Here is a 26,853-nt window from a genome sequence, read left to right as displayed (position 1 = left end):
TTCGAAAGTCAGAGAATGCGCATCGCTATTGTCGGCCTCTCCATCGAGATCATGCTCGCCTCGCCGGTCCCGACCACATGGGACGCAATACAACACTACACCGGCAAGGACATGTCCGAAGGCGATGTCTGGATGGTCCGAGGCATGCTGGCGCGCATGGCGGAGGAGGACGACATCGAGGCGGTCCCGTTGTACTGGGCCACTGCACTGCCCGGCGGCCCGCTCGAATTGTCGGCATATCGAGAGGTCAAGGACAAGACGCTCGCGCTCATCGGCGAACACGGTCCGTTCGATGGGATGCTGATCGCCAATCATGGCGCGTTGGAAGTCCAGGGGCTGGACGTCGACGCGGACACCGATTTCATCCGTGCCATCAGGAATGCGCTTGGGCCGGATGTTCCGATCGGACTGTCGCTGGATCTCCATGGCGATATGACTCCGGACCTTCTCGACGCAGCAACGGTCATCAGCGTCTTGCGCACCGCGCCGCATCGAGACGACAGACAGACGGGATACCGGACGGCAGACCAGCTTATCCGGGTCATTCGAACCGGGATAACGCCCAAGAAATCTGTCGTCAGCCTGCCAATCCTTGTCCCAGGCGAGACTGCGGTCACGGCACTGGAGCCCGCCAGAAGCCTCTACGGCGCACTGCCGGAATATGACAATGTGCCGGGCATGATGGAGGCAAACATCCTTGTCGGGTTCGCGTGGAACGACAGGCCTTGGACCGCCGTGTCGGCGATTGCGGTAAGCGACGGCGATGCCGAGGTCGCGCGTGCGCAGGCGAAACGGTTGGCGCAGGCGATATGGGCGAGACGCGCCGACTTCAATCTCAAGATGGAAACCGCGGAGGTTCGCCAAGGGCTGCGGCTCGCAGTCGAATGCCCGGAGCGTCCCGTTTTCGTATCCGACTCCGGAGACAACACGACGGCGGGAGCGGCCGGAGACCTGACCCTTGTATTGCAGGCCGCGCTTGAAGACGAGCAGGTCCGCGATATCGTTGTGGCGGGCATCACGGCTCCCGAAACCGTTCGCAGGCTTGTCCAGGCCGGGGTCGGTTCGACGGTCGAGATCGAGTTGGGAGGCGAGCACCGTTCCCGGCCGAAGACGGCGTATCGCGTGAAGGTGCTCGTTGAGGCATGCGGAGAAGAATTGCTGCTGCCGGGGTTCCAGCCATACCGGTCCAGGGAAGGCGCCTGGGCCAAGGTTCGCAGCGGCAATGTCATTGCAACATTCCACGCCAATGCCATCGGCATAACCACGCCGCACCATTTCCTGGCAATGAACATCGAGCCGACCAGGCACAAGGCGTATGTCGTCAAGCTCGGCTATCTCCACCCGCAACTCGAGGACATCTCGGCCCGGCATATCCTTTTGCTCAGCGACGGCACTTCGCAATTGGACATGACGCGGCTGCAATGGAACCTCTTGCCGCGCCCAACCTACCCTCTCGACAAGGATTTTGCCTGGGACGCGCAGGCCCGGATCTACGGCGATTGATCTGCCTCGCAGTCGATTTTCGCTGCTCTTTCACCGACACGAACAAAAGGACGTCAAATGACCATTTCCCTCACCTCCGTTCGATTGCCGGACTTCGGTTCCCTCGGCGAAAAACCGGACATTCCCGTTGAGATTTACGATGCCCGCGCCCGCGCCGCCTACGACAGGGCGGGATGCGACTGGCTGGCCGTCTATGCCGACCGGGAGCATTTCGGCAACATCGCTTTCCTGAGCGGTTTCGAGCCGCGCTTCGAAGAAGCCTTCCTGCTGCTTGGGCCAAACGACAAGCGCGTGCTTATGACGGGCAACGAGTGCGAGAGCTACGCTCCGCTCGCGCGCCTGCCCGGGATGAGCGTGCTTCTGGCCCAGACTTTGAGCCTCATGGCGCAGGACCGCTCCCGTTTCCCTCGCTTTTCAGATCGTCTCGGCGACGCTGGAATAAAAACGGGTGACACTGTCGGGCTGGTGGGCTGGAAATATCTCGAACCATTCGAGGACGAAGCTCCCGAAACCGCCTTTTTCGTTCCCGCGGTCCACGTGCAGGCGTTCCAGCGAGCAGTCGGCGCTTCCGGCGGATTGCGGGACGTGACCCATGTCCTAATGCATCCCGAGAACGGCCTCGCCGTCACCATCGATGCCGATCAGATCGCCGCGTTCGAATGGGCCGCGACACGCAGCTCGCTGGCCATGTGGAGGATTGTTTCGGGAGTGCGCGAGGGCGACAGCGAGTTCGATGCCGTTTCGCGCATGGGCTATGCCGGAGACCCACTGAACGTCCACACCATGCTCGCGTCCGCCAGCAAGGGCGAGCCGGTGATTGGCCTGCGAAGCGCAACAGGCCGCAAGCTCAGGCGTGGCGACGGCGTGACGACCGCGGTCGGACATTGGGGCGGTCTTTCCTCCCGAGCCGGTCTTCTCGATGTTGCCAACGACGAATTTCTCGCTATCGCCAAGGGCTACTTCCAGGGCCTGATCTCCTGGTACGAGACGGCCGCGATCGGTGTCGAGGGCGGCACTCTCCATGAGACCGTGGTTTCGACGCTGGCGAAATCGAAGCTGAGGCCGGCGCTCAACCCGGGGCATCTCGGCGGCTACGAGGAATGGACACACAGCCCGGTCCGGCCAGGATCCACGGATCGCATCCGCTCAGGCATGCATTTCCAGGTCGATATCATCCCGACGCCGATCGCCGATGGCTGGGCGCTAAACTGCGAGGACGCGGTCGTCTTTGCCGATGAGGCTCTGCGGGCCGAGCTGGAGAGCAAGCATCCGGCGGTCTTCAAGCGCATGGCGGCACGCCGCGACTTCATGAAAGACAAGCTTGGCGTTGAGCTGCGGCCGGACATCCTGCCGCTTTCCTCGACACCGCTCTATTTCGCACCATTCTGGCTCGAGAGCGACAGCGTCCTCGTCCGCGATAGATAGTCGCCGAGTTCCAGCACCGGAGGGTCCGATGGCCGCCATCGAGCTGAACAAAGTCGTGAAGGCCTATGGAGACGTTCAAACCGTCCACGGGATCGATCTCTCGATCAAGGACCACGAGTTCGTGGTCCTTGTCGGTCCCTCCGGTTGTGGAAAGTCCACCACGCTGCGCATGATCGCGGGGCTGGAGACGATAACGGACGGCGAGATCAAGATCGGGGAACGGCGGGTCAACGACCTCTTGCCGGGAGAACGCGACATCGCCATGGTTTTCCAGAATTACGCGCTCTACCCGCATCTGTCGGTCGAGGACAATATTACGTTCGGGTTGCGTCTGAAGAAGACGCCGCGCGGCGAGATCCAGAAGAGACTGGCCGAGACGGCGCGGATCCTGGACATCGAACATTTGCTCAAGCGCAAACCAAGGCAACTCTCTGGCGGACAGCGCCAACGCGTTGCCATGGGGCGCGCCATGATCAGGAATCCGGCGGTCTTTCTTTTCGACGAGCCGCTCTCAAACCTCGACGCCAAACTCCGCGTCCAGATGCGCGCAGAGATCAAACAGATCCACGAAACGGTGCCGACCACGACCGTCTATGTCACGCATGATCAGATCGAGGCGATGACGCTTGCCGACAGGGTTGTCGTGATGAATGCCGGCAAGATCGAGCAGATCGCGCCGCCTCAGGAACTATATCTGAGGCCCGCAACCAAGTTCGTGGCTGGGTTCATCGGATCGCCGGGCATGAATTTCATCGCCGCAACGCTCGTACGAACTGACGATCAATTCAGCGGCGTCCTATCCGATGGCACACGCCTCGAACTGCCGAGCGACACCTCCAGGTTCGCCGATGTGGCGGGACAGGTTGTTGACCTCGGCATCCGGCCCGAACATCTGTCGCCCGGCCCAAAAGATGGCCGATCTGGAAACAGGATCAGCGCCACCGCGGAGCTCGTCGAACCGCTTGGAATGGACACGCTCGTTCACTTCACCATCGCTGGCACGAAGGCCGTGGCGCGCGTGCCGCCCGACGGTTCCCCGCGACGGGGAAGCGAACTTCCCCTCTTTGTCGACCCGCAGGACATCTATGTCTTCGACCGCCAGAGCGGCAGTACCCTGCAGGGTGAATAAGAGAACTGTGAACGGGCCGGAACAGAAAATCCGGGACAGGATCAGACGGCTGCCTCGCCGCGCTTTAGCTGGCTGACGATCTCTTCGGCCGCGTCGGCGACATGCTTCTTGAGCAGCCGCGAGGTTTCGACCGCGTCGCGCAGGCGATAGGCCTCGAAGATGTCGCGATGCTCCTGCAGCGCCTTAGTCTGGGCCTTCAGCGGCTCGATCTGCAGGCGCAGATAGCGGTCCGCCGAACTGTAGAGCGTTTGCAGCACCGCCATCGAACGCGGCCGCATGGACGGCTCGAGCAGCGCCGTGTGGAAGGCCCAGTTGAGACGGCTGAGCTCCTTCGGGTCGCCCCTGGCGATAGCAGCCTCATAATCCTGAAGCGCGCGCTCGGCATTGGCAATGTCCTGGTTGGACATGCGCGCGATGGCCTTCTTGACGAGGAAGGGCTCCAGCAGGAGCCGTGCGTCGAAAAGGTCTATCGCATCGTCCGCCGACAGATCGGAAACGACCGCGCCGCGATGCGTCCTGATGACGACAAGACCTTCCGCTTCCAATTGCAGAAGCGCCTCGCGCACTGGGATCCGGCTGACACCCAGCTCGGCCGCTATCGCCTCCTGGCGGATCTGATGGCCGCCCGGATAATCGCCGCCGATGATCTTGGCGGCGATATATTCCGCGACCATCGCGGTGACGGTCTGGCGCTGCAACAGAGGCTTGGGCGAAGTCGACATGGCAGGCATTTCCAGAATCGCTTTATTTATCTGGCGATCGTATCCAATATTTCATTCCGATCCAATCCAGCCTTCCGATTTGCGGTCAGCCTTTGTCATGCATGTCGTGATCCCAAAACCGATGCACACCCTCGGTTCAAGCCCGAGCGCATGCTTTTGGGCGACATGCGTCAGCCCCGATCCGCGTAATCGACAATCTGTGGCGGCAGCGGCGCGCGCCCGCGCACGCGGTCGACAAGCTTTTCCGCAATCATCATCGTCGGGCAGTGCAAATTGCCGCTGGTGATGCGCGGCATGACCGACGCATCGATGACACGCAGCCCCTCGGTATCGTGCACCTTGCCGTCGGCGTCGACGACCGACATGTCATCGACGCCCATCCGGCACGTCGAGCAAGGGTGGTATTGCGTACCGAGATTCTCCTTCAGCCAGGCAAGCACTTCGGCGTCGGGCATTGTTCTCAGCCCCGGCGTCAAGGCTTCGCCGCGCATGCCGTCCCAGGCGCGCTGCTGGATGATCTCGTCGGTGTGGCGTACGCCGTCGATCAGATCCCGCCGGTCCTGCGGATGGGCGAGATAGTTGGAAACGATGGAGGGATGGGAGCGCGGATCGGCCGATTTCAACGTAACAGCGCCCCGGCTCTTCGGCCGCATCAGGCAGGTCTGGTACTGGAATCCCTCCTCGATGTTGACCTTGCCATGCATCAATTCGCCCAGCATCGGCAGAAACTCGTGCTGGATGTTGACATAGTCGGCGGTCGCGCTGCTTTTGAAGAACGTGCCGACTTCCCAAAGGTTGGTCACGCCGAGGCCGGAGCGCAGGAACAGCCATTTCGCCCCGATCAGGCCCATCTTGAACATGTTCAGGTCCATGGCGGGGGAAACGCCCGGGCGCGACGCTCGGTAGCGCACTGAAACGGCGACGTGGTCGACGAGGCCCTTGCCCACGCCCGGTACATCCGCAACCGATTTGACGCCAAGTGCGCGCAGCTCTTCGGAGGGACCGACGCCCGACAAAAGCAGGAGCTGCGGCGAGTTGAAGGCGCCGCCGCACAGCACCACTTCGCGTCCGGCCTCGACGGTGTGGATCGCGCCGTCAACCTCATAGATCACGCCGACCGCGCGCTTGCCGTCAAAGTCGATGCGGTGCACCAGCGCGTTCAGCTTGAGGTCGACATTGCCCTTGCGCAGCGCGGGCCTGAGATAGGCCCTGCCGCCGCTTGCCCGCACGCCCCTGTCGATATTCGCCTGGTAGATATGGACGCCTTCCTGACGGTAGGCATTGTAGTCAGGATTGAGCGGATGACCCGCCTGTTGGCCAGCCTCGAGAAACGCCTCAAAGACCGGCAGATCGCCTTTCAGCGTCGTGATCGCAATCGGCCCATCACCGCCGCGATAGGTGTTGGCGCCCTTGTCGTAGGTTTCCAGCCGCTTGAAGTAGGGCAGGCAATGGGCGAACGACCAGCCAGGCAAGCCGTCCTTGGCCCACGCATCGAAGTCGCGCGGATTGCCGCGCACATAGACCATGCCGTTGAGCGAGCCGGAGCCGCCCAGCATCTTGCCCCTGACATGCGTGATCATGCGCCCACCGAGCGCTTCTTCAGGTCCCGTCTCGAAGCTCCATGTCCGGCGCTGGTCGGTCAGCGGGTAGGACATGGCGGCCGGCATGCGCACATAGATGGAATTGTCGCTCGGGCCGGCTTCCAGGACGAGAATGCGAACGCTCTTGTCCTCGCCAAGCCTGGCGGCGACGATCGAACCGGCGGCGCCCGCTCCGACGACGATGTAGTCATACGCCTTGGATGCCATATCGAAACTTACCTTCACTTGTGCCCGGCCGAATACGTCCAGGCAGCTTTTATGTCGCCCACCAGATGCTTTTGGTCCGGGAATATTGGTCGAGTGAATGAATGCCCTTGTCCTTGCCGCCAAAGCCGGAGGTCTTGAAGCCGCCGAACGGTGTGCTGAAATCGCCTTCGCAGAAAGCGTTGATCGCTACGAAACCCGCATCGAGCGCAGTGGATGCCTCGCGAATGGCATCCGGATCCCCGCCGAAGATATAGGCGCTGAGGCCGTATTGCGTGTCGTTGGCGCTGCGGATGGCACTGCTTAGATCGTCGTAGAACCTGACCGAGAGTACCGGGCCGAAAACTTCCTCTGTCCAGGCATCGGCGCTTTCGGCGACGTTGAAGAACACGACCGGCTCGACCAGGCGTGGCGATGCGCCCGTCGTTTCGGCTGCCGAGGCGCTGAAATCATTGTTGCGATGCTTCTCGGTGTCGATGGCGCGATTGACCTTGGCCGCGTGGGCGTCGCTGACCAGCGGCCCGATGCGCGTGGCCGGATCGAACGGATCGCCGATCGGCCATTGCTTCATCTTGGCGGCGAGCATGTCGCGAAGACCGCCTTCCAGCGCGCGCGGCGCGAGCACCCTCGATATGGATGAACAGAGCTGGCCGGAATTCATCAGGAAACCGGTCGAGATGTCATCGGCGAAACGGTCGAGCGACTTGACGTCGGGCAGGATGATGGCGGGATTCTTGCCGCCGCATTCCAGCGAAATTTCCTTCAGGTTCGAATCGGCGGAATAGTGCAGGAAGCGCCGTCCGGTGGCGGTCGAGCCGGTAAAGTTGATCGCCGAAACATGATCATGCAGACCCAGCGCCTTTCCGGCAACCGCGCCGGTGCCCGGTATGACGTTGATGACGCCGGCCGGGAACCCCGCTTCGATCGCGAGCTCGGCCAGCCGCAGCGTAGTCAGCGGTGTATCGTCGGCCGGCTTGCAGACGACGGTGTTGCCGGCGGCCAGCGCCGGACCGATCTTCAGCGCCAGCGTGGTCAGCGGGTAGTTCCAAGGCAGGACGATGCCGACCACGCCTTGCGGCTCGCGCACGATCTGGCTGAGCACGCCCTTGCGGCGTGCAGGGCTGAGATCATAGGCGGTCTCCGTCAGGCTGGCATACCAGCGCAGCACGCCGACCGTCGTCGGCACATCGTCATTATAGGAATGCAGGATCGGCTTGCCGACATCGAGGCTTTCGAGAAGCGCCAGTTCGAGCCGATTCTTTTCGACGGCGTCCGCCAGCGCACGGATCAACGCCGCGCGTCCTTCGTGCCCCATCGTGCCCCAATCCGCCTTCAGCGCCGCGCGGGCGGCCTGCACGGCAAGATCCACTTGCCTTTCGCTGGCAAAGGCGACTTCGCTGATCGTCTCGCCGTCGAAGGGAGACATGATGTCTCTTACGTCGGAGCCGCTGTCGCGGGAAAAGCCGCCGCCGATCCAGGCCGAATCCAGCCGCCGCGCCGTCTCGCGGACCTGCTTCAGGTCGGACGCGCCGAATGTGGGAATTCTATGCATGCAATCCGTCCCTAGAGCCTGTTCCATCCCGATTGAATCGGGGCTCTATCCCTTGTTTGAGCATGATCTTTTCCGAAAACCGGATTCCACTTTTCGGGATCATGCTCTGGCGCATCCGCCGGCGGCGACCTCTCGAAAGCGCAACCGGCGATGCGGATTTTCCGGTGGTAACCTGAGCATCCCTCGGATCAGGCAGCCCGGCGCGATTGCGTCTGCTTGAGCTCTGCGATCGTCGCCTTGATGGTGGCGATGACGCGCTCGCGTTCCTCACCAGCCAGCGGCAATCGCGGCGCCCGGGTCCATTCAGGCGCGCCGTAGACAAGGTGCTCGGCCATCTTGATGTACTGCACCAGCTTCACATGCGTATCGAGGTGGAAGGACGGCGTCAGGATGCGGTAGAGGTCGCGCGCCTTGGCGAAGTTGCCGGCCGCGCACAGGTTGAAGAGCTGAACGCATTCCTTCGGCCAGGCATTGGTCATGCCCGAAACCCAGCCGGTAGCGCCGAGCGACATGCTTTCGACGATCTGGTCGTCGACGCCGCAGAAGATATCGAAGCGATTGCCCAGTGCGATGAACATGTCGGTGACGCGGCGCACGTCACCGGTCTCTTCCTTGACCGCCACGATGGTCGGGCAATCGGCCAGCATCTTGAGGATGGCGGGCGTGACGTCGACGCCATAGGCGATCGGGTTGTTGTAGATCATGATCGGCAGGTCGCTGGCGCCGGCGATCGCCTTGTACCATTCGGCCGTCTCGCGCGGGTCGGTCTTGTAGCCGAGGCTCGGGAATACCATCAGGCCTTCGGCACCGTGATCCTGGAAGGCGCGCGCGCCGGCAACCGCACCTGCGGTCGATATCTCGGCAAGGCCGGAGAGAAGCGGCACGCGCCCGGCGACGGCTTCCCTGGCGGCGCGGATGACGGCTTCCTTCTCCCACGGCAGCAACGAGGCATTCTCGCCCAGCATCGGCAGGACGATGATGCCCGAAACGCCGTTGTCGATCAGTCGGTTGATGCTTGCCTGTGTCGCTTCGAGATTGATCGAACCGTCCTGGTCGAGTTTGGTCGTAACCGCCGGGAATACCCCCTGCCAATGCGTCATCGTCTGGTCTCTCCTTGGACTGGCTTTCGCAATAATGTATCCAATCTACAATATTCTATCCAAAAGTCCATCGTGAAATCCGCCTTGCCCCCGACACCACAAATGCAGCGAGGTCATGCGGGAATGACCGGACTTCCCTGGAAAAATGGCACCGGCACGCGCAGTCCCTCTTGCGCCGAGCGTCTCACCGCCAGTGCCGTTGCCAGCGAGGCAACCCCGTCCCAACCCGTCGCCGCCGGTTGTTCGCCATGAAGCACTGCCGCGTTGAATCGGGCGATCGTTGCGGCGTAGAGGTTGGCAGGTTCGACCGGGATTTCCGTCATCTCCATGCCGCGGCGAAGATAGACACGACCAACCGGCGCCTCATCCAGAATGCCCCGGCCATAGATCGACCCTTCGGTGCCATGGACCTCGAGCGCCGTTTCGTGATGGGCAAAGACCTGGCCCTCATGCATGTAGGCGATCAGCCCGGACGCAAAACGGACGATGGACTGCACCTGGTCCTCAACGCCATTCTCGCCGATCAGGCTGCTCGCCTTCATCGACATGACCTCGACCGGTTCGTCCGCAAGGATGAAGCGCAGGACATCGACATTGTGCACTGTCAGGTCATAGATGACGCCGCCCTGTTCCTTATCCTTCGTACGCCAGGTCTGCAGTTCCTTGGGCAAGTACTCGCAATACATCGCGCGCGCGGCGAGCGGCCGGCCGATCCGACCTGTCAGCACCAGGTCGCGGATCGCCCTGTGCGTCGCCGCGCCACGCATATGATGGTTCGTTGCCAGGACGACGCCGGCGCGGTCGCAGGCCCTGGCCATCTTGACGGCGTCGGCTAGCGTCAACCCGAGCGGCTTTTCGCAAAGCACATGCAGGCCCGCCGCCGCAGCCTCGAGCGTGTCGTCGCAATGCCTGTCATTGTTGGTCGAGACGTAGACTGCATCGATCGCGGTTTCGGCGAGAAGCGATTTGAGGCTGGTCGCGGATACTGGTATCCCGAGACCGTCGGCGAATGCACGGCCACGAGCAGCACTCCGGCTGACGATCGCCACCAGTTCCGCATCCGGCACGGACTGGATCGCCTTGGCGACCCAAGAGCGCGCGATCTGGCTTGCTCCCACGATTGCCCAGCGGACCTTGCCCGCATCTCGACGCGCGCGGCCCGCGGCCGGCATCGCTTGGGGCGCCTCAGTCATGGAGTTCCCTCGAAATCGCCGGGCCGACCGAAAAATCGCTGAACGTGACCTCGAAGCCCTCGCGTTGCGGCGAGCAGCACATCATGCCGACATCGACCGTTTTCGAGGGCGGGAAATAGGCAAGCCGCACCGGCTTCCAGTGGCCGTCGGAGACGTCCAGATACTGGACGCGGATCGCTTCGGCGTGGCGGGTCAAGCGGATCCTGATGCCGTCCGGACTGGCCGGAATGCTGACCAGCGACCAGTCGGACGCGTCGTTGGTGACGACGACGGAGAAATACATCAGCCCGTCGGTGTATTCGATGCCGGCCTTGACCCAGTGCGTCTCGCTCAGCCGGATCATCAATCCGGCCTGGTCGTAGAGCACCTTGTAGTCGCCCTTGACCGTGACCTCGGCGCTGAAGTCGCCCTCGACCGGGCGATAGAGGAAGTGGCCGTTGTCGCGCCAGAAATCGTAGAATGTCTCGCGCCAGAAATCGGTCTCCCTGCCGGTGCGCACATACAGCGTGCTGTCGGAGAACGCGTGGTGCGGCGGCGGGTTGAGCCAGGTCAGATCGGTATTCGGTGCTGTCGTCATCGGCTTGCTTGCCTGTCCGGTTCGTGTTGCGTGATCGGTCTTGCGCGGTCTGATTAGCCGACTAAATGCGTCGGCGGTTGCCTACATCTGCGGCTACCTGAACCAGGTGTCCGACAGGCGGTAGCCCTCGGGGAAGGGATCCTCCGGATCCACCCCGTAGTGGCTCACTCCGGTCAGCCAGGCGCGCCCGGAAACCTCGGTAACCACCGCGGGCACATTGCCGGCCACGGCCGTCTCGACGATGCAGCAATCGAAGACGGTGTCGAGTATCGAGGTGTGCCGGAACTTCTCGCCCACAGCGAGATCGCCGCGCGCATGCAGCAAGGCCATCCGCGCGGAGGTTCCCGTGCCGCAGGGGCAGCGGTCGAGCCGGCCGGGAGAAACGACCACGGCGTTCTTCGAGGTCTTCACACCATCGATGATCCGCAACGGGCCGGCGAATTCCGTCTGGTTGATGGTGTTGATCGACGGGTTTTCCGGATGGATCGAGGGAAGCTGTTCGGCAGCGGCGGCCTTGATGCGCTCGCCCAGTTCGATCAGGTCGCGCGCCTCGTCGCGGGCCAGCGTCACGCCGACATCCTCGGCATCGACAATGCAGTAGATCATGCCGCCATAGGCGACACCGACCCGCAATGACCCGATCCCGGGCACCTCGACCATCCGGTCGCGATGCATGACGAAGGACGGGATGTTGCGGAATGTGATGCGGCGGCACTTGCCGCCGCTGCAATCCGCCTCGACCTCGACCAGGCCGGCCGGCGTGTCCACCCTGACGATGGTCTTGGCGCCACGCATCGGGATCATGCCTGCCTCGAGGGCGACCGTGACCGTGCAGATCAGGTTCGAACCCGACATCGGCACGAAGTAGTCCGACTCCATGACGATCATGCCGATATCGGCATCGGCGCGTATGGGCGGCGTAATCAGGTTGACGGCCGCGTTGACGCTGCCGCGCGGATCGAACAGCAGCATGTTGCGCAGCCATGCGCTGTCGCGTTCCAGATTCTCCATGCGCTCGAACATCGTCGCCCCACGTGGCGGCAGGACACCGCCGGTTATCACCCGGCCCACCTCGCCCTCGGCATGGGCTCCGACGACGGTAATGACGCGATCCAGGTTCATCGGCGGGCATCCTCAGATTTACGACGCGGATGTCGGTGGTCATGACCCGAGCAAGTTCTTTGCCAGCGAGCCCGCCGCCATCACATCGTGCCGACGTTTCGCCATGCAAGGGTTTTCAAATTGCATCCAATATACGGATTAATGGCGCACTGGTTTTTTGTCAACATCCATCCAACAGCGTTTTCGGCCGGCCGGGTGATCGCCGGAAGGAGGCGAGATTGGACAACCGGACGAGGCGACCGTCCGGCGCGGCAATCTGCGCGCGTATTTACCGACTCCTGCTCCGAGAATTGATCAAACAACAGGCACATCTACCCGATTGACAAAATTCTAAACAGGCGACCAAGATCATATGACCATCAACGATCTTGGTCCCGAGGTTGCCCCTCGGCATTGGCGTAAAGGAGAGCCAGATGCCCGTTCAGCAGAGAGTGACCCATCGTTCAAAACAAAGCCCCGCCGTCCTTGCTACCGCGCTGCTCAGCCTGAGCCTGATCACGCTACCCGGCATCGCCCATGCCGACGGGATCATCCTCAAGGTTTTCGGCGGTTCGGCCCTCGACCAGCTCGCTCCGCGGCAACCGCCGGACGAGCAGAAGAAGATCCAGCAAGAGGTCATTGACGGTTTCCTCAAAGCCAATCCCGATGTCGCGGCGGTGGAGTGGGACGCGCAGGGGCCGCAGACCGATTCCATCCAGCGGCTGATGACCGCCAAGCTTGCCAACCAGGAAATGGACCTGATCGCCTGCCCGGCTTTCTACACCAATGGCGCCTATGCCAGGCGCAAGCTGGTGATGCCGATCACCGACAAGATCAAGCCGTTCCAGGACAGGATCGATGCCGCAGCACTTGGCGCCTTCACGATCAATGGCCAGGTCTACGGCGTTCCCATCTCCACCCTGTCGACATCGACGATCTTCTACAATGTCGACCTCTTTCAGAAGCTTGGCATCGAGGTGCCACCGACCTATGCGGACCTGAAGGCGGCGGTGCCGAAGTTCAAGGACGCGGGCGTGATCCCGCTGCTGCATCAGGGCTCGAACACCGTGATGTGGCCGATGTGGTATTTCGAGACCTTTTCGCAGGCCTCGGGCGATCCGATCGGCAAGACCCAGAAGAACCTGGAAGGCACGGCGAAATTCACCGATGCGCCTGATGTCGAAGGATTCAAGCTGATCAAGCAATGGGTCGATGACGGCATCCTCTCCAAGGATTCGCTATCCGTCGACCAGGACGGCATGCGCGCGGCCTTCGCCGCCGGCAAGAGCGCCATGTATTATGGCGGCACCTGGGAAATTCCGTCGCTCCAGACGAGCGTCAAGGACTTCAAATGGGGCGTCTTCGCCTTTCCGAAAATGGAGGGAACGCCGGGCGCGCCAGGCCATGGCGGCGGCGCCGACAACGGTATCTGCGTGGCCTCGTCGATCCCGCCCGAGAAACTCGATGCGGCCATCAAATTCATCGACTATCTGACCCGGCCCGAGGTTGCGACGCTCTATCTTGCGCCGGAGCAGCCGATCGCGGCCTCGATCAAGGGCGTGCCGCAGGTCGAAGATGCCTATGCCGTCGAGCTGCGCAAGGAAGCCTTCCCGAGCACGATCAAGTTCCTCGACTGGATCTGGCCATCGGAAGTCGCGACAGCCACCGCCTCGGCAATCGCCGGCATCGTCGGCGGCACGACGACGCCAGAGGATGCCGCGGCCTCGATCCAGACCACCTTCGACGACCTCAAGGCTCAGGGCAACTGGCCACCCAAGTGAGCTCGCCTGCAGGCGAGTGCGCGCATCCGCCCGAGCTGATGCGCCAGGTATGAGAAACAGAGGTTGCCCCGTCTCGGGCTGCCTCCCTTACCGGAGACAGGGACATGACGAAAAATCGCGCTGAGCGGCAGCGCTTCTCGATCGGCTATCACCTCAACAGCTGGGACCTGACCGGCCTTCCGCTCAGGCCGGCCATCAAGTTCCTGGCCGATCAGGGTTTCGGCTGGTTCGAGATCCTCGCCTTCACCAGCCTCTCGGACCAATACGCCCGCAAATACATGCAGCTCGGCAACCAGGCACCGATGGGGGTCACCACCGATACCGACATATTGCGGCGCTACGCGCTGCTTTCGGAAGGCCAGAGCGAGTACGGCATCAAGCTCTCCTCCTTCTATGTCAACGCGATCTTCACCAACCCTGTCGCCTGGCCCTATGAGCGCGATGTGCTTGTCGCACTGACCAGGATGCTGAAGGGCTTCGGCTCACCGGTGCTGGTTCTGGGCGGCGGTCCATCGGAAGCCATTGCCGGGCCTCACACGGCCGACGACTACCGCGCCTTTTGCCGCGCGCTCGAGGATATCGGCAGACGGACCAAGGACCTCGGCATCGAAACGGTCTATCATCCCCATCTCGATACCTTCATCGAACGCCGCGACCAGCTCGACCGGATGATGGATGAACTGGATACTGACCTTGCCGGCCTCTGCATCGATCCGGCGCATCTTGCTCATACCAATTCCGATCCGGTCGATGCGGTCAGGACCTACATCTCGGCCGTGCGCTACATGCATTTCAAGGACACCAAGGTCGATCCGGCGCTGAAAGGCTATGACCGCTACGGCGCCTTTTGCGAGCTCGGTGCAGGTGTCGTCGACCTTGCCGGCATCGTCGATGTGCTGCTCGACGCGAACTATGATGGGCTGGCCATCATCGAACTGGATGCTTCGAAGAAGACGGCCGAGCAGAGCACGCTGGAAAGCATCGCCTATATCAGCAACACGCTCGGGCTTGTGCTGACGCCGAAGACCGCGAAGAAATCCGCCGCATGAGCACGCGACCGCAAGAGGCGGCTCCTTCCGCGAGCCGTTTCGGGCGCTTCCTTGCAGGCGATGGCGCGGTCGCCTTCGTCATGATCCTGCCTGCCGCGATCCTCTTTTGTCTGTTCTACCTCTGGCCCTTCGTCAACGGTTTCTGGCTCAGCCTGCACAATTGGGACGGGTTTTCCGACCCGACCTGGGCAGGCTTCTCGAACTATCAGCGCCTCGCGTATGACCGCATCTTCCTCGGCGCGCTGCGCAACAATCTGATTTTCGTCGTCGCCGTTGTCGTGCTCAAAAACGTGCTGGGCCTCGGACTGGCGCTGCTTCTCAACCGGGCGCTCGTCGGCCGCACCTTCTTTCGCGCCGCCGCCTTCATCCCGGTGACGATGTCCTTCGTCGCTGTCGGACTGCTCTGGTCCTGGATCTACAATCCGGTCTTCGGGCTGCTCAACGGGGCGCTCGATCTGTTCGGTCTCGGCGGGCTGAAGCAATCATGGCTCGGCGACGCCAATATCGCGCTCTACTCAATCATCGTCGTCGACGTCTGGAAATGGCTCGGCTTCCACGCCGTGATCTATCTCGCGGGCCTGCAGACGATTCCGTCGGAACTCTACGAATCCGCGAAGATGGACGGCGCGGGACCGGTCCAGCGCTTCTGGCATGTCACTTTGCCGATGATGATGCCGATCGTCTTCATCAACACCATTCTCGGTCTTTCGGGCGCCTTTGTGCGCAACTTCGACATCGTCTATGTCCTGACCAAAGGCGGCCCAAACCACGCCACCGAGGTCGTGCTCACCTATATGATGAGCAAGGCCTTCCAGGACGGCGCCATGAGTTATGCCGCGGCGATCGGCTATGTGCTCTTCCTGATCGTCGGACTGGCCAGCGTCGGACTGCTCGCCTTGATGCGGCGGCAAAGGCTTGACGTCTGATGAGCGGCGCGGCCAACCCTTCTCTTTCCCTCGGCAGTGGCATGGCCAGCCATCGTCGCCGCCTCGGCGCGCGCGGCATTCTCGAACTTGTGGGCATCTATGCCGCGCTCGTGCTTGTGCTCTTGGAGACGATCTACCCGCTGCTTTGGGTGTTGTTCGGCTCGCTCAAGACCAAGCAGGAAATGCTGAGCAACATCTGGGGACCGCCATCGAGCCTGGTGTTTCAGAACTATGTCGATGCCTGGCGCATCGCCGGCATGGGATCGCGCATCGTCAGCAGTGTTTTCGTCACCGGTTCGGCATTGATCATCCTGGTGGCCGTGGCGACACCCTGCGCCTATGCGCTGGCGCGCCTTCGTTTTCCCGGACGCGGCCTTGTGCTGGCAGTGGCCGTGGCGGCCATGCTGGTGCCGCCGCAAGTCATGGCCATTCCGTTGTTCATGGTGGCGCGCGATCTCGGCCTGATCAACAACCGGCTCGGCATTGCCTTCGTCTACGCCGCGACGTCATTGCCGCTGTCGGTCTTCATCCTGCGCAGCTTCTTCATAACGCTTCCGGCCGACCTCGAAGACGCCGCGCGCGTGGATGGCGCCAGCCGGTTGGCGATCCTGATCCATATCATGCTGCCGCTGATCCGGCCGGGCGTGGCGCTGATCCTGATCTTCGGCTTCATCGAGATCTGGAACGATTTCTTCCTCGCCTTCCTCTTGCTGCGCGACCCGTCCGTGCAGACTATTCCGCTCGGGCTCGTCAGCTTCTTCCAGCAATATGACTCGCTCTGGACGCTCTATTTCGCAGCGTTGACGATCACGACACTGCCGGTGATCGTCGTCTTCATCGCCATGCAACGGCAGTTCATCGCCGGCCTGACGGCCGGCGCGGTTAAGGGTTGACATGCAGGATCGCGTTATTGGCGTCGGCGTTATCGGTTGCGGCGAGATCGCCCAGTTGATGCACTTGCCTTATCTCCAGGAATTGCCGGCGTTTCGCATCGCCGCGCTGTGCGACATCTCGCCCGGCACGGTCGACAAGGTCGGCGAGCATTATGGTGTCGCGGCTCGTTACACCGACCATCGCGCGCTGCTTGCTGACCCGAATGTCGATGCCGTGGTGATCTGCACCTACGACCATGGCGAGATGGTTGCCGACGCCATCCGCGCCGGCAAGCATCTGATTGTCGAAAAGCCGCTAGCCTTCACACCCGAAGAGGCACGCCCGCTGGTCGAACAGGCCGAACGCAGCGGCCTCGTCGCTCTTGTCGGCTATATGAAATTTTACGATCCCGGCTATGAGGTCGGCCTCGAGCGCATCGCCGCCATCGGCAGGCCGAAGTCGATCCATGTCCATGATTTCGCCGGCCGCTTCGACCGCTACGGCAAGCTCTACACGCAGACCCGCATCGCCGACGTGCCGGCCGATCTGCTCGCAGCGGGGCGAGATGCCGTCGCACGGCGTGTCGAGGCGGCGCTGGGGCCGGACCATGCCGGCTACCGCGACCTCTATCTGCTGCTGCTCGGCCTCAGCAGCCACGATCTCGCCGTCATGCGTGGTGCCTTCGGCACGCCGAGCCGCGTCGTGCACGCACAGCAGACCGGCCCGAACCAGTTGCTCGCCGTGCTCGACTATGACGGCATTCCCTGCCTCTTCGACATGGCGCTCGCCCAATATGAATGGTGGGACGAATGGATCCATGTCCATGGTGAGCGCGAGGAGGTGCGGATCGATTTCCAGAACCCCTATTTCCGCAACGCCTCGGCCATCGTGCGGGTGCGCGAAGCGGCCGGCGAGACGGCATCCGAACGCGTGCTGCCGGGCATTCCCGACACTGCGTTCCGGCGCGAATGGCTGCATTTCGCCGACTGCATCCGGACCGGCGCAAAACTGCGAACGCCGCTTTCGGGCGGTCTCGCCGATCTAGACCTTGCCGTCCAGATCATCCAGGCAATGCCGCCGAAGAGGCTCTAAGTGTTTGTTTTTAAGCAATTCCGGACGGAAAACCGCTACGCACTTTTCCTGGAATTGCTTTAGCGAAATTTCGGAAACGCGCCGCCAGCCGGCGCGTTGGCCCAGCTCTGCAAGGTCTGGCCGCCGTCGATCAGCCAATCCACGCCGGTGACATGCCAGGCCTCGTCGGAGGCGAGGAAGGCCACGGCCGCGGCGACATCGTCGGGTTGGCCGATGCGGCGCAGCGGGATGCGGTCGGCGAAATGCTGAACGCTGCTCTTGAAATCGCCATCGCCACTTGCGGGCACGCCTAGCGTCGTCTCGATCACGCCCGGACAGATGGCGTTCACCCGTATGCCGTAGGGCGCGGCATCGAGCGCGGCGACCCGCGTCAGCCCGACCACGCCATGCTTGGAGGCGACATAGCCGGCGCCGCCCGCAAGCACGTCCCAGCCGGCCATGGACGAACCCATGTTGACGATCGAGCCGCCATTGCCGGCCTCGATCATTGCCCGAAGCGATGCCTGCAGGACGAGGAACATGCCACGCAGATTGATGCGGATGATGGTGTCCCAGTCCTCGACAGGCAGTTCGTGAACAGGAGCGACGACTCCGGAAATGCCGGCATTGTTGAACACGGCATCAAGCCCGCCGAAGACCTCGACGGTCGTTTCGACGGCGCGCCGCACGTCTGCCTCATCGGTCACATCGGCTTCGATGGCGATTGCGTGCTGACCGAGAGACTCGGCCAGCCTCTGCGCCGCCGCCCCGTTGCGGTCGACAATGGCGACCCGTGCGCCTTCGTCGAGGAAACGCCCTACCGCCGCACTGCCGATCGCCCCTGCGCCGCCGGTGACGAGCACGCATTTTTCGTCGAATCGCTTCATTTTCCAGACTCCGGCTGGGGATAGGAGCGCCACGAATGGCTTGCCTCGAAACCGATCGTTTCGCGCGCATGGACTATATCGAGCACGGCGCCATGGTCGGCGATCGGCCGCGATAGCGGGACGTCCGGGTAGACCCGGCGCAGCAGCGGCCCGGTTTCCTCTTCCATGAAAGTGTCGGCGGCGCTGAGCAGGACGCGGAGATGGCCCTCGCCTTTCCATTCCAACGCCTGCAGGAAGCCCTGCCCCGCGTCGCGCGCATCGAGATAGGCCCACAGGTCTCGGGCACTGTCGGCGGTGGCACGGCGTGGGCCGACGCCGGCAAAGAAGGTTTCCGGCGTCTGAATCCAGGGCATGCGGATGCTGATGGCTGAAAAAGCGCCGCGGCGCACGGCGGCGTCGACAATCTCCTCGCCGAGCCATTTCGACAGGGCGTAAGGATCCTGCGCGCCGACGGGATGGTTCATGTCGACCGGCAGATAGGGTGGACGCACGGTCTTCTCGAAGAAAGGATAGCCGAAAACGCTGAAGGAAGATGCGTAGACGAAGCGCCTGGCACCGGCCATGGCAGCCGCCTCGACGACATTGTAGGCGGTCGCGATATTGGTCTTGAACACCTCGCCGCCGGCCCGCCCGGTCGGGCGCGGGATGGCCGCGACATGGATCACCGCGTCGCAATCGCGCACCAATTGCAGCGTTGAGCCAAGATCGGTCAAGTCCGCGGTTACATGCCGCCATGCCACTTTATCAGGTGCAACGGCATCGATGCCCGTCACATCACGACCAGCTGCGACAAGCACCGCCGCGACATGACGGCCAAGCAGGCCGCTCGATCCGGTAACGATTGTCCTCATGTCTCAGCCCTCGGCCCGGCAAGTCCGGCGAATTTGAATATCATTGATGGTCATACAAATCGAACACATGATCGCATCCCCTTGTCAACGCCATTTTCGCGGCGGAAATCGGCGTAAGCCCTTGTCGGCACGGCTTGCGCAGATTCGGCAACCGGCTTTGCTTTGAACGGGATTGACTTGGCATCCGCAACGGTTTTTTGTATGAGTATCAACGATCGACCAAAGGAGCTCGCCATGCCCGTGGACGTCTTTTCCTCGCATCGGCACGATGACGCGATGCGCCTTGATCCGCAACGCGCAGCGATTATCGTCATCGACATGGTCAATGAATTCTGCAAGCCCGGCGGCGCGATGGTGTTGCCGGGATATGAGGTGCTGGTCGCGCCGCAACTGGCGATCATCGAGGCCGCGCGCGCCGGCGGCGTGCCGGTGATCTGGGTGCACGATACCCACCGGGCCGGCATGCGCCGCGAACGCGAATGGGTGAAGCGCACGCCACATTGCCTCGAGGGCACTTGGGGCCCTGAAATCATCGAGGATCTCGGCGCCCGCGACGATGAAATCCACTTGATCAAGCGACGCTACTCGGCGTTTTTCCAGACCGACCTTGACCTGACGCTCAAAGACATGCAGGTCAATCAACTGGTCATCTTCGGCGTGGTCACCAATATCTGCGTGCGCTCGACCGTCCATGACGCCTTTTTCCAGGGCTATGAAGTGGTGGTGCCCAGCGATTGCTGTGCGGCGACGGGACCGCGCGAGCAGGAGAGTTCGCTTTACGACATAGCAACGCATTTCGGCGTGGTCAGCGATTCGGCAAGCGTCGTCGCGGCCCTTCGCGACGGGGCGTCGCTTCAACCGACTGAAGTCGCGGCTTGAACGTCTTTCGAGCCTGCGGCATCCGAGACAGCGGCGACAGGAGTGCGGCGTGAAGACTGAAATCGAATCGCAACCCGAAAGCGGAGCAGCGGCGCCCAAGGGATCGGGCGACGACGCCAAGCCGCTGAGCCGCGAGCAGGTGCTGCAGCGATACGCCAAGACCGGCTACGAACTGGATCGTCATCCGGCGCACGTGATCCGTCGGGCGCATCAGCGCGCGACGCTGCGCTTCCAGCAGGTGATGGCCGGCGAAGACCTTTCGCCAACGCAATTCGCGGCACTCGCCACGATCCTCAAGCAGGGCGAGGTCTCGCAGAACCATTTGGGACGGCTGACCGCGATGGACCCGTCGACCATCAGCATCGTTGTGCGCAAGCTTCTCAAGCATGGGCTGATCACCCGCAGCGCTTCCGACACCGACCAGCGCCTGTCGATGATCGCGCTGACCGAGTTGGGAACCAAATACACGCTCGACCGGCTCGAACGCAGCGTCGAGGTCGGACGGCGGTTTCTGTCGCCGCTTTCGCCGGCCGAACAGGCGACGCTGCTTCGCCTGCTCAACCGCATCAATGACGACGATCCGTCGAATGGCGACGGCGGGAAATAATTCGCGTCCCAACGACTTCCAGGAATAACAGACGAGGTGCCGATGTCGCCCGACCCGAAACCCAACACGCTTGTCGTGCGCAATATCGGCCTTATGCTTTCCGGCGATCTCGGCCGGCCGATCCTTGACGCCGACACGATCGTCGCCGTCGATGGCAAGATCACCGCCCTCGGCAAAGCCGACGCGCTTGACATCGGCGCGGCCGACACCGTCATCGATGCCGGCGGCTCGGCGGTCGTCCCCGGACTGATAGACAATCACGTCCATCCGGTGGCGGGCGACTGGACGCCGCGGCAGAACCAGATCGGCTGGATGGATTCGACCGTGCATGGCGGTGTCACCACCATGATCTCGGCGGGCGAGGTTCATACGCCTGGCCGGCCGCGCGACCTGGTCGGGTTGAAGGCGCTGGCCATTGCGGCGCAGCGAACCTTCTCGAACTTTCGTCCGAACGGCATGAAGATCCTGGCCGGTGCGCCAATCCTGGAACCCGGCCTGACAGAAGAGGATTTTCGCTACCTTGCCGAGGCCGGGGTGGCACTTATCGGCGAGGTTGGTCTTGGTGGCGTCAAGGACGGGCCGACCGGCCGACAGATGATCGCCTGGGCACGCAAATACGGCATGACCTCGATGACCCATACCGGCGGGCCGTCGCTGCCCGGCTCCGGCCGCATCGGCGCCGATACCGTGCTTGAGGTCGATGCCGACATTGTCGCCCACGTCAACGGCGGACCAACGGCCCTGCCCGAAGCGGAAATCCGACAGATCTGCGAGAAGGGCTCGCGGGCGCTGGAAATCGTCCACAACGGCAATCTGCGCACCGGCCTGTTCGTGCTGGACCTTGCCAAAGAGCGCGGCGAACTTTCGCGCATCGTGCTTGGTACCGACAGCCCGGCCGGATCCGGCGTGCAGCCGCTCGGCATATTGCGGACCCTGACCATGCTGGCGTCGCTGGGCGGCGTCGCGCCGGAAGTGGCATTCTGCTTTGCCAGCGGCAACACGGCGCGCGTGCGCGGACTGCATGATCGCGGCATGATCGAGGTCGGCCGCGCCGCCGACCTGGTCTTCATGGATCAGGCGATCGGCGGCGCCGGCGACGGACTGCTCGACAGCGTGGCGCAGGGCAACCTTCCGGGCATTGGAATGGTCGTCATCGACGGCGTGGCGCGAACCGGCCGGAGTCGCAACACCCCACCGGCAATGCGCGTGCCCGAAGTCATCCCTGGGTGACGGAAGTCATCCCTGGGTGACCGGAGGTCATCCCTGGGTGACCGGAGGTTCATCCCGGGGTGACGAAATTCTGTCGTGGTGAAGCTTATTCTTGCCTGTCAACACGCTGCAGGATCGCGCGATAACGGCTGCACACTGCGGGATCCTCATAGTAGTCCACTTCCGCATCAACGATCTCGTCAAGGCGTAGTCCGGGATAATGTGCCTTGACTTTTGCCAGGGTGTCTTGCGCTTGCTTGATTTCGCCGAGTTCGGAATGGCAGACGATAAGACGAACGAGCGACCACCGCGGTACAGCAGCCATTTTCGCGTAGCAGGCAATTGCCTCGCGATATCGTCCAGCCGTGGTCAGTATGATGCCGCGAAAGTCGTCATACCATCCCACAGCGTATGGGTCGCGGCGCTGGGCTTCGGTTATTTCAACAAGCGCCTCATCCGGCCTGTCCGTGTAATTGAGGAAAAGCGCACGGATACTAAGAATGAACGGATCATTCGGATTGAGGGCAACCGCACGGTCAAGACTGATTTCAGCCTGCCTGAATTGGCGCAAGTACAAGAGAGCAAAGCCGGTCGCGAGATGGCCGTACGCCTCGTCGGGGTCGAGCTGCAACGCGGTTTTTGCCATCTCCAGTGCGGGATGCAGATAATCTGGATTGTAGTAGACCCAGAAGAACTTGAGGGTCTCGACAACGCCGAGCATGGCGTGGGCAGCAGCAAACCGCGGATCGAGCTTTACCGCCTGGCGCAGAAACGGTTCCGCTTCGTGCGCCGCGTCATAGACGGCCGCCAGTTGCAGGGCTCGCAAGTAGAATTCATAGGCCGACATGTTGTCCGTCGGCCGGTCCCTGGCGCGCGATGCAATCGCGGTTCTGGCCTGCCGGGCCAGGCGGGCTGCAATCATCTGGGTGATTTCGTCCTGGATCGCGAAAATGTCATCGAGTTCACGGTCGTAGTGCTCGCCCCAGATGTGAGCTGTTGAAGATGCGTCGATCAGCTGCACGGTGACCCGCACCCGGTTGCCGATCTTCCGCACGCTGCCTTCGACGACGTACTGGACGCCAAGTTTTTTCGCCACCTCGGCCACGTCATTCGCCTTGCCACGGAACTGGAAAGAAGAGTTCCGCGCAATGACCAGAAACTCCCGGAACTTGCCAAGCTGGGTGATGATGTCTTCGGTTATCCCGTCGCTGAAATAGTCCTGTTCCTGGTCGCCGCTCATGTTGTCGAAGGGAAGAACGGCGATGGACGCTCTGGACGGTGCTGTAGCCTCTGCCATAGCCACAAAGGGCCTGGGACCAGCATATTTATAGCCGCGACCATGCACGGTTGCGATCATCTCGGCGGACAGCAGCTTTCGGAGCGCCGAAATGTGGACCTGCAGCGTGTTCTCCTCCACCACCACGCCGGGCCAGACCGCATCGAAAAGTTCGGTCTTGCCAATCACCTCATCTGGCCTATCGAGCAACATTGCAAGGATGTCGAAGGAACGAGCCGAAAGCTCCACCGGCCCTTTCGGCCCCAGCAGCAGCCGCTCGGCTCGTTTCAGACGATAGTTCCCAAACTCCAAGTCCATTGGCCCAAGAACCCATCCCTCGCGGGCAAGATAATCCAAGACGGTCCTGAAGGCGAACTTCAGGGTCGTTCAGGACTCTTCAGGTCCGAGCCAAGGACCTGAGTGGGAAGCGGTGTCATTCTGACCGTCACAGGAGGACACGATGGCTGACGTCTCCACCACCACCCCGATCCGACGCCTTAACCTGCCGCGGCTAAGCTTTCCGAGGCTTGCAATCGGCCCAACACTCAACGCCATATGCGGTGTGATGGGCGACGCATTCAAAATGGCCTATCTGGCCCCCTGCACCAGTCTCCGTGGCCAGCCGCAGGTCGTCCCGGACGATGATCTCGAAGGCCGAGATCCCAGCTGGTGACCTGCAAGTCCTCGCCGAGTGGTTCAGTGCAAGTTTCTAGTCACCGTGGGATATCTGCTTTGGCGCCGTAAAGCGCGTCGCGTTTGACCGGCCTCATGCGACGCGCTTCAGGTCGTTGTCTTACGCATATCGTTATCGCAAAACCGCTGCACACCCTCGGGTCAAGCCCGAGGGCATGCTTTTGCGCGACATGCATTAGCTGATGCCGTCCTTGCCGACGATCTTGTCCTTGGTCAGTCCGCCGACGCGCGGATGCGGCCGGCCGGAATCGGTCACGGCGATGGCGACGACGATCTCGTCGGCACGCGGCGCGTCGGGCACGCGAACCTCCATGCCGTCGAAATGGCTGCGCACGCGCGCCGCATCCTTGTGGCCGAGCGGGATGTCGAGCGGCACGCCGAGGCCGCCCCGCTTCTTCGACGAGGGAATGAGCGCCGCGCCCTTGCCGAGCACGTCGCGGAACGGAGCGCCGAGCTTGGGATGAAGGATGGCGGCGGCATGTTCCAGCTCACCGTCGGCGCCGACCGCGGCTGCCTTGCCGAAGCTTTCGACCCGATCGCCGGGAATGCCGAGGGCCGCGACCGCGCGCTTCGGCAAAATCTCGCCCAGTTCTTCGCCGATGTCGCTCAACGCGGATAAGTCTTCGACGTAGTTGCCCACATAGGGGTTGCGGATCACCGCAATAGCCGCCGCACGGCGGGTCGGCGGATCGACGGGACGGCCGCCTTCGCTCAGGGTTTCCTCGACGATGGTGATGATCCGGCGGATTTCTGCGCTCATCGCAATCCGTCCTCGCCCTTGATGTCGGCGGCGGCGAGGCCACCCACCCGCGCGTGAACGCGTGCACCGGTCGTCATCGCCAGGATGACCGCCATTTCGTCCGCGCGCGGCGCGTCGGTGATGCCGACCTCGATCGCATCGAAATGGCTGCGCACATAAGAGGCATTGATGTGCGTGATCGGGATGTCGATCCGGGTGCCGGGGCCGCCGACCTTCTTGGTCGAGGGCACGATCGCCCTGGCGTTTCCGAGCAGCTCGCGCATCGCGTAGCCGCCCGGATTGTGCCAGAGCGCGCCGTGTTCGAGTTCGCCGGCAGCACCGACAATGGCGCCCTTGCCATAGCCTTCGATAGCCGAGGCGCCGTCGCCGATGGCGTCGATCAGGCGTCGAGCCATATCGAGACCGAGCGGCTTCAGATCGTCCATGAAGCCGGTGATCTCTTCGACATAGCGCCCGGCAAAGGGGTTGGCGATGACGGCGACGACCGCGCCGCGTTTGAGTGGCCGCACAGCAACCGGGCCGCCCTCATGAAATATCTCCTCGACCTGAACCAGAAATTTCCTGACGACCACAGCCGGCATGTTCGCTCTCTCTTCCCGTCATTTGCTAACTCGTTAGAGTATCAACAATTATCCCCGGCCGCCATTTGTCAAGCTTCGACATCAGGCAAGCGAAAAAAGGCACAACGAAACTGCCTCATAGGGCGATTGACAGCCTGCCGGGCCGCTCATAAACTCATATGACCATCAACGAAAATAGCCGCTGTCTCGGCACTATGCGCGGATGGTCAAGGCGTGGCTTCAAAAGCTGAAAAAAGCTGAAGGGGAATGACATGAAAAGGGCGCTCAAGAGTTTATTCATGGCCGGCACGATGCTTGCCATCTCGTTCGGATCCGCCGCGGCACAGGACAAGGTGTCCATCGCCGCGATCTCGGGATATTTCGCACAGGGCTTTGGTGTTTCCATCGTCAACGGTCTCAACAAGGCCAAGACCGATTTCGGCATCGACCTCAAACTGGTCGACACCGGCAACCGCGCACTCGACTACGAAGAGCAATTCGAGAACCTCGCCAAGGCCAAGCAGTACGACCTCATTTTCGTGATGGGCTGGGAACTGGTGGATTCGCTGCAGAAGGTCGCCAAGGAATATCCCGACCAGCGCTTCGTGTTCATCGACGGCGTGCTCGACAATCCCAGCATGATCTATGCCAATTTCGCGGAAGAACAGGGATCCTTCGTCGCCGGCGCGCTGGCCAGCATGATCGAGGCCAAGGGCAGCGAGTTTCCCAAGATCGGTGACGGCAAGGCGATCGGCTTCGTCGGCGGCCGCGACATTCCCGTGATCCGCAACTTCCTCGGCGGCTACGAGCAAGGCGCCAAATATGCCGCGCCCGATGTGAAGGTGAATTCGGTCTTCGCCGGCACCTTCGACGATCCGGCCAAGGGCAGCGAGCTTGCCCAGGCGCTTTACGGCCAGGGCGCCGACATCGTCTACAACGTCGCCGGCCCGACGGGCGAAGGTGTCATGCAGGCGAGCGCGGCGGCCGACAAATATTCGATCGGCGTCGACATCGACATGTGCGGCTCGGCTCCCGGGAACGTGCTCGCAAGCATGCTGAAGCGCGGCGATATCGCCGTCTACACGCTGATCAAGGACGAGGTCGAGGGCCGTAAGGTCACCGCCGGCACCCGCACCTTCGACCTCGCTTCGGGCGGCGTCGAGGTCAAGGTCTGCGATGACATCGCTCCGACGATCCCGGCCGACGTGACGACCAAGCTGGACGAGATCAAGAAGGGCATCCTCGACGGCAAGATCGAGATCGCCAAGGCGAAGTAAGACGACAACAGCGCATCCTCCCAAGAAAGCGCCAGGCTGGTCTGCTG

25 protein-coding genes are annotated in these 26,853 nt (G+C 62.3%); 13 read left to right on the top strand and 12 right to left on the bottom strand.

Annotated elements, in window-relative coordinates; all coding sequences use genetic code 11:
* Positions 1-15: 15 nt before the first annotated feature.
* Genes OHD62_RS08250 through OHD62_RS08240 form a run of 3 tightly spaced genes read left to right on the top strand, consistent with a single transcriptional unit; the run spans position 16 to position 4,057 of the window.
* Positions 16-1,503, top strand: a complete 1,488-nt coding sequence (locus OHD62_RS08250) for a M81 family metallopeptidase (protein ID WP_263781990.1) — start codon at positions 16-18, stop codon at positions 1,501-1,503.
* A gap of 57 nt (positions 1,504-1,560) precedes the next feature.
* Positions 1,561-2,928 carry a Xaa-Pro aminopeptidase gene (locus tag OHD62_RS08245; RefSeq protein ID WP_263781989.1) on the top strand — a complete coding sequence of 456 codons (1,368 nt, stop codon included), beginning with the start codon at positions 1,561-1,563 and terminating at the stop codon, positions 2,926-2,928.
* A 28-nt stretch (positions 2,929-2,956) separates the two neighbouring features.
* Positions 2,957-4,057 (top strand): ABC transporter ATP-binding protein, encoded by a 1,101-nt coding sequence (locus OHD62_RS08240; RefSeq protein WP_263781988.1) that lies wholly within the window; start codon positions 2,957-2,959, stop codon positions 4,055-4,057.
* Positions 4,058-4,098: 41 nt separating this feature from the next.
* On the opposite strand, the gene OHD62_RS08235 is transcribed toward OHD62_RS08240, so the two are convergent.
* From OHD62_RS08235 to OHD62_RS08205, 7 genes are all read right to left on the bottom strand, one after another.
* On the bottom strand, positions 4,099-4,779 hold the full coding sequence (locus OHD62_RS08235; RefSeq protein ID WP_263781987.1) for a GntR family transcriptional regulator: 681 nt from the start codon (positions 4,777-4,779) through the stop codon (positions 4,099-4,101).
* A 170-nt stretch (positions 4,780-4,949) separates the two neighbouring features.
* Positions 4,950-6,587: a choline dehydrogenase gene (locus OHD62_RS08230; protein ID WP_263781986.1), complete on the bottom strand. Its 1,638-nt coding sequence runs from the start codon at positions 6,585-6,587 to the stop codon at positions 4,950-4,952.
* Positions 6,588-6,636: 49 nt separating this feature from the next.
* Positions 6,637-8,136, bottom strand: a complete 1,500-nt coding sequence (locus OHD62_RS08225; protein ID WP_263781985.1) for an aldehyde dehydrogenase family protein — start codon at positions 8,134-8,136, stop codon at positions 6,637-6,639.
* 188 nt (positions 8,137-8,324) lie between these two features.
* Entirely contained in the window at positions 8,325-9,236 is a 912-nt protein-coding gene (locus tag OHD62_RS08220; RefSeq protein WP_263781984.1) for a dihydrodipicolinate synthase family protein, read from the bottom strand.
* A gap of 113 nt (positions 9,237-9,349) precedes the next feature.
* Positions 9,350-10,429, bottom strand: coding sequence for a Gfo/Idh/MocA family protein (locus OHD62_RS08215; protein ID WP_263781982.1), 1,080 nt, complete (start codon positions 10,427-10,429; stop codon positions 9,350-9,352).
* Positions 10,422-11,006 carry a DUF1349 domain-containing protein gene (locus OHD62_RS08210; protein WP_263781981.1) on the bottom strand — a complete coding sequence of 195 codons (585 nt, stop codon included), beginning with the start codon at positions 11,004-11,006 and terminating at the stop codon, positions 10,422-10,424. Before OHD62_RS08210 ends, OHD62_RS08215 begins: the two co-directional genes overlap by 8 nt.
* A 93-nt stretch (positions 11,007-11,099) precedes the next feature.
* Positions 11,100-12,128 (bottom strand): proline racemase family protein, encoded by a 1,029-nt coding sequence (locus OHD62_RS08205; protein WP_263781980.1) that lies wholly within the window; start codon positions 12,126-12,128, stop codon positions 11,100-11,102.
* Between the two features lie 413 nt (positions 12,129-12,541).
* On the opposite strand from OHD62_RS08205, the gene OHD62_RS08200 reads away from it, so the two are divergent.
* The 5 genes from OHD62_RS08200 to OHD62_RS08180 all read left to right on the top strand — a co-directional run bounded on the left by OHD62_RS08200 (position 12,542) and on the right by OHD62_RS08180 (position 17,828).
* A complete protein-coding gene (locus OHD62_RS08200; protein WP_263781979.1) occupies positions 12,542-13,888 on the top strand; it encodes an extracellular solute-binding protein in 1,347 nt (448 codons plus the stop codon).
* A 104-nt stretch (positions 13,889-13,992) separates the two neighbouring features.
* Positions 13,993-14,937, top strand: coding sequence for a sugar phosphate isomerase/epimerase family protein (locus tag OHD62_RS08195; protein WP_263781978.1), 945 nt, complete (start codon positions 13,993-13,995; stop codon positions 14,935-14,937).
* Positions 14,934-15,863 (top strand): carbohydrate ABC transporter permease, encoded by a 930-nt coding sequence (locus OHD62_RS08190; RefSeq protein ID WP_263781976.1) that lies wholly within the window; start codon positions 14,934-14,936, stop codon positions 15,861-15,863. Before OHD62_RS08195 ends, OHD62_RS08190 begins: the two co-directional genes overlap by 4 nt.
* 41 nt (positions 15,864-15,904) lie before the next feature.
* A complete protein-coding gene (locus tag OHD62_RS08185; protein ID WP_263781975.1) occupies positions 15,905-16,756 on the top strand; it encodes a carbohydrate ABC transporter permease in 852 nt (283 codons plus the stop codon).
* Between the two features lies 1 nt (position 16,757).
* Positions 16,758-17,828, top strand: coding sequence for a Gfo/Idh/MocA family protein (locus tag OHD62_RS08180; RefSeq protein WP_263781974.1), 1,071 nt, complete (start codon positions 16,758-16,760; stop codon positions 17,826-17,828).
* 59 nt (positions 17,829-17,887) lie between these two features.
* Here the strand turns inward: OHD62_RS08180 and OHD62_RS08175 are convergent, their stop codons facing one another.
* Both OHD62_RS08175 and OHD62_RS08170 read right to left on the bottom strand, forming a co-directional pair.
* Entirely contained in the window at positions 17,888-18,694 is an 807-nt protein-coding gene (locus OHD62_RS08175; protein WP_263781972.1) for an SDR family NAD(P)-dependent oxidoreductase, read from the bottom strand.
* Positions 18,691-19,545: an NAD-dependent epimerase/dehydratase family protein gene (locus OHD62_RS08170; RefSeq protein ID WP_263781971.1), complete on the bottom strand. Its 855-nt coding sequence runs from the start codon at positions 19,543-19,545 to the stop codon at positions 18,691-18,693. Before OHD62_RS08170 ends, OHD62_RS08175 begins: the two co-directional genes overlap by 4 nt.
* Before the next feature lie 234 nt (positions 19,546-19,779).
* On the opposite strand from OHD62_RS08170, the gene OHD62_RS08165 reads away from it, so the two are divergent.
* The 3 genes from OHD62_RS08165 to OHD62_RS08155 are packed head-to-tail and all read left to right on the top strand — an operon-like array spanning position 19,780 to position 22,261.
* Positions 19,780-20,424: a cysteine hydrolase family protein gene (locus OHD62_RS08165; RefSeq protein ID WP_263781970.1), complete on the top strand. Its 645-nt coding sequence runs from the start codon at positions 19,780-19,782 to the stop codon at positions 20,422-20,424.
* Positions 20,425-20,473: 49 nt separating this feature from the next.
* A complete protein-coding gene (locus OHD62_RS08160) occupies positions 20,474-21,031 on the top strand; it encodes a MarR family winged helix-turn-helix transcriptional regulator (RefSeq protein ID WP_263781968.1) in 558 nt (185 codons plus the stop codon).
* A 42-nt stretch (positions 21,032-21,073) separates the two neighbouring features.
* Positions 21,074-22,261, top strand: coding sequence for an amidohydrolase family protein (locus OHD62_RS08155; RefSeq protein WP_263781967.1), 1,188 nt, complete (start codon positions 21,074-21,076; stop codon positions 22,259-22,261).
* 85 nt (positions 22,262-22,346) lie between these two features.
* Here OHD62_RS08155 and OHD62_RS08150 read toward each other — a convergent pair whose 3' ends face one another.
* Entirely contained in the window at positions 22,347-23,873 is a 1,527-nt protein-coding gene (locus tag OHD62_RS08150) for a winged helix-turn-helix domain-containing tetratricopeptide repeat protein (RefSeq protein WP_263781966.1), read from the bottom strand.
* Between the two features lie 103 nt (positions 23,874-23,976).
* On the opposite strand from OHD62_RS08150, the gene OHD62_RS08145 reads away from it, so the two are divergent.
* Positions 23,977-24,189, top strand: coding sequence for a hypothetical protein (locus OHD62_RS08145; protein ID WP_263781965.1), 213 nt, complete (start codon positions 23,977-23,979; stop codon positions 24,187-24,189).
* 195 nt (positions 24,190-24,384) lie between these two features.
* Here OHD62_RS08145 and OHD62_RS08140 read toward each other — a convergent pair whose 3' ends face one another.
* Entirely contained in the window at positions 24,385-24,969 is a 585-nt protein-coding gene (locus tag OHD62_RS08140; RefSeq protein WP_263781964.1) for an amino acid synthesis family protein, read from the bottom strand.
* A complete protein-coding gene (locus OHD62_RS08135) occupies positions 24,966-25,550 on the bottom strand; it encodes an amino acid synthesis family protein (protein WP_263781963.1) in 585 nt (194 codons plus the stop codon). The genes OHD62_RS08140 and OHD62_RS08135 overlap by 4 nt, the downstream gene beginning before the upstream one ends.
* A gap of 251 nt (positions 25,551-25,801) precedes the next feature.
* On the opposite strand from OHD62_RS08135, the gene OHD62_RS08130 reads away from it, so the two are divergent.
* Positions 25,802-26,806 carry a BMP family lipoprotein gene (locus OHD62_RS08130; protein ID WP_263781962.1) on the top strand — a complete coding sequence of 335 codons (1,005 nt, stop codon included), beginning with the start codon at positions 25,802-25,804 and terminating at the stop codon, positions 26,804-26,806.
* Positions 26,807-26,853: the final 47 nt, after the last annotated feature.

Source organism: Mesorhizobium sp. YC-39 (genome assembly GCF_025753795.1).
In the GTDB taxonomy this organism is placed as follows: domain Bacteria; phylum Pseudomonadota; class Alphaproteobacteria; order Rhizobiales; family Rhizobiaceae; genus Mesorhizobium.
The sequence above is the reverse complement of the archived record's forward strand: the minus strand, read 5'-3'. Positions and strand labels throughout refer to the sequence as shown.